Below are 3,199 nucleotides of genomic sequence, written 5' to 3' on the forward strand. Positions count from 1 at the left end.
GCGTGCTCGCCGTTGATCGCCGCGGCGCGCGCCTGGACGTAGGTCAGCGCCGGATCGCCGGTCGAGAGCCGTGCTGCCGCGGCCGCCGCGGGAACGAGCAGCAGCGCCGCAAATGCGGTACCGCCGAGGAGCTTACATGTTCGGGTAATTGGGGCCTCCGCCGCCTTCTGGAGTGACCCAGTTGATGTTCTGGGTCGGGTCCTTGATGTCGCAGGTCTTGCAGTGGACGCAGTTCTGGGCGTTGATCTGGAGCCGCGGTTCACCGTTCTCGCCATCGACAAATTCATAGACGCCTGCCGGGCAGTAACGCTGCTCGGGACCGGCAAAGACCGGCAGGTTGATGGCCGTTGGTATGTCGCCGTCCTTGAGCGTCAGATGAACCGGCTGATCTTCCTCGTGATTGGTGTTCGATATGAACACGGAAGACAGCCGGTCGAACGTGAGCACGCCGTCGGGCCTCGGATAGTCGATCGGGGAGACCTGGCTTTTCTGGCGGAGCGTGGTGTGGTCGGGCCGAAGCTTGAGCGTCCACGGAACGCCGATCCCGAGATGGTTGAGCCACAGGTCGAGCCCGGCGTAGAGCGTTCCGGCCGTCCCGCCCCAATGCGCGACCGCCGGCTGCGCATTGCGTACCTTCTTGAGCTCCTTGCCGACCCAGCTCTTGTGAAGCGCGTCGGGATAGGCATCCAGCACGTCGCCGGATCTGTCGGCGGAGACTGCTTCGAAGGCGGCTTCGGCGGCGAGCATCGCCGACTTCATCGCAGTGTGCGTTCCCTTGATCCGCGGCACGTTCACGAATCCCGCCGAGCAGCCGATCAGCGCCCCGCCCGGGAACGCCAGCTTCGGAACGGCCTGCCAGCCGCCTTCATTGATCGCCCGGGCACCGTAGGACACGCGGCGCCCGCCCTCGATTTCGGCGCGCACCGCCGGATGAGTCTTCCAGCGCTGCATCTCCTCGAAGGGCGAGAGGTAGGGGTTCGAGTAGTCGAGCGAGACGACGAAGCCGAGCGCGACCTGATTGTTCTCCTGGTGGTAGATGAACCCCCCGCCCCACGCATCCTCGAGCGGCCAGCCCTGCGTGTGGATGACTCGCCCGGGCTTATGTTTTTCGGCAGGAACGTCCCATAATTCCTTGACTCCAAGGCCATAAACCTGAGGACCGCTGTCCTCACGGAGGCCGAACAGCTGGGTCAGGCGCTTGGTCAGGCTGCCACGGGCGCCTTCGGCGAAGAAGGTGTAGCGCGCGTGCAGCTCCATGCCGGGCTGGTAATCGGCGCGGTGAGAGCCGTCGCGCCCAATGCCCATGTCGCCGGTCGCGACGCCCTTCACCGAACCGTCCTCGTTGAACAGGATCTCGGCGGCCGGGAAGCCGGGGAAGATTTCAACCCCAAACTCCTCCGCCTGCGCGGCGAGCCACCGGCAGAAATTCCCCAGGCTCAAGGTGTAAGTGCCCTTGTTGTTCATGGACGGCGGCATCAGGAAATGGGGAAATTCCCACTTCCTGCCGGCGGTTAGCAGCCAATGGCGGTTCTCCGTCACCGGAACCGTCAGCGGCGAGCCCTTGTCTCTCCACTCGGGGATCAGCTCGTCCAGCGCGATCGGGTCGATCACCGCGCCCGACAGGATGTGCGCGCCGACCTCGCTCCCTTTCTCGAGGATGCAGACCGAAAGCTCGCGTGCCGCCGCGTTCGCCAGCTGCTTGAGGCGGATCGCCGCGCTCAGGCCGGCAGGCCCGGCGCCGACGATCACGACGTCATAAGCCATGGATTCCCGTTCGTTCATCGGCCTTTCGTCGCGTCCTCCACACAATTCGACTCGTCCGCACTGCCCATTCCTTGACCGCGCCGTCAATGCCGGTGAGGAATGCGGCCGTGGGCGGGGACGTAGAAACAATCGGCATTGCCGAGGCGCGCAGCGCATTGGCGTGGTGGCTAGCCGCCGGCGTCGATGCCGCCATCCAGGAAGAGCCGCGCAACTGGCTGAAGCCTCCGTCGCGACCCGGGACAGCCCAGCAGGGACTGACCCCCCTGGAGCAGGCGCCGAATATTCGCCGGCCGACCCACGAAACCCTGACCGATCTCCAGGAATGGCTGGCGAGCAGCGTCCAACTGCCTCTCGCCTCTGCTTCGGCGAAGCGCATCCTTCCGCACGGCCCCGAAAACGCGGCAGTGATGCTGCTCAGCGATGCGCCCGCGCTCGAAGATTATACGGCGGGCCAGCCGATCGGCGGCGAGGCATGGGATCTCGCCAAGCGGATGCTCGCCGCGATCGGAATCGCGCCCGAGCAGGCGTACAGTGCCTCCCTCTCCCCGATTCATGCACCCGGCGCCCGGCTGAGCGACGCCCATCGCGACGATTACGCCGAGATCGCCCGCGGCCATATCCGCCTTGCGAAACCGCAGCGGCTGCTGCTGCTGGGCGACGGCCCTGCCCGGGCGCTGCTCGGCAAGCCGATCGCCCAAGCCCGCGGGCACGTTCACAAGGTCGAGGGCGTGCGCACCGTCGCCACCTTCCACCCGCGCCATCTGCTTAAGCGGCCGTTAGACAAAAGGCTGGCATGGCAGGATCTTCTGCTTTTGATGGAGGATAAATCTTGAAGGCTGCGCTGCTTGCTTTCGGAAGCCTCATCTGCGCCGCGCCCGTGATGGCGCAGCCGACGTCGGACCCGCTCGCCCCGTTGGCCAAGGGCAGCACGTCACCGACGGCGACCACCTCCACCAGCGCGCAGCCAGAACCGTCTGTGCAGCCGGCACCAGCGACGCCATCCGTTCCCGTGCCCAGGGACTGGCGCGGGGTGTTCGACGCAATCGACGGCGGCAACTGGGCTTCGGCCCGCGCCGGCATCGCGGCGCTTCCGCCAAGCGTGCTCACGGCCGTGGCCAAAGCCGAACTGTACACGGCGAAAGGCTCGCCGGTCGTCGATCTCGCGTCGCTCCAGGCGCTGATCGCCGAGGCGCCCGAGCTTCCCGAGGCCAACCAGCTCGGGCTGATGGCGCTGAGGCGGGGCGCGACCACGACGCCGCTCGTCATTCCGGAAAAGCAAACGGTCGTGCTCGGTTCCGCGCCGGTCCGCTATCGCGCGAAGCCGGTCCAGGGCGAGCCGGCCGCCGACCAGCTCCGCTCAGCGCTCGACCCGCTGATCAAGTCCGACGATGCGAGCGCCGCGGAGGCGCTGCTCGTCACGCAAGGCGCGGGACTG

General features: G+C 66.8%; 2 protein-coding genes and 1 pseudogene. 2 read left to right on the top strand and 1 reads right to left on the bottom strand.

From position 1 onward, the window contains the following. Positions 1-132 precede the first annotated feature (132 nt). Positions 133-1,782, bottom strand: a complete 1,650-nt coding sequence (locus tag GH737_RS13880; RefSeq protein WP_155265375.1) for an electron transfer flavoprotein-ubiquinone oxidoreductase — start codon at positions 1,780-1,782, stop codon at positions 133-135. A gap of 89 nt (positions 1,783-1,871) precedes the next feature. Here GH737_RS13880 and GH737_RS13885 point away from each other — a divergent pair, with 89 nt between their 5' ends. Together GH737_RS13885 and GH737_RS13890 are read left to right on the top strand one after the other, a co-directional pair. After that, positions 1,872-2,597, top strand: a complete 726-nt coding sequence (locus tag GH737_RS13885; RefSeq protein WP_196233203.1) for a uracil-DNA glycosylase — start codon at positions 1,872-1,874, stop codon at positions 2,595-2,597. Then, positions 2,594-3,199 (top strand): annotated as a pseudogene (locus tag GH737_RS13890) (hypothetical protein); the annotation flags it as partial. The gene GH737_RS13885 and the pseudogene GH737_RS13890, both read left to right, overlap by 4 nt.

The organism is Sphingomonas segetis (assembly GCF_009720245.1).
Classification (GTDB): domain Bacteria; phylum Pseudomonadota; class Alphaproteobacteria; order Sphingomonadales; family Sphingomonadaceae; genus Sphingomicrobium; species Sphingomicrobium segetis.

What these genes read in the sequence shown, in the direction of transcription:
- GH737_RS13880 (WP_155265375.1), bottom strand. Translation starts at nt 1,782, where the DNA reads ATGAACGAACGGGAATCCATGGCTTATGACGTCGTGATCGTCGGCGCC.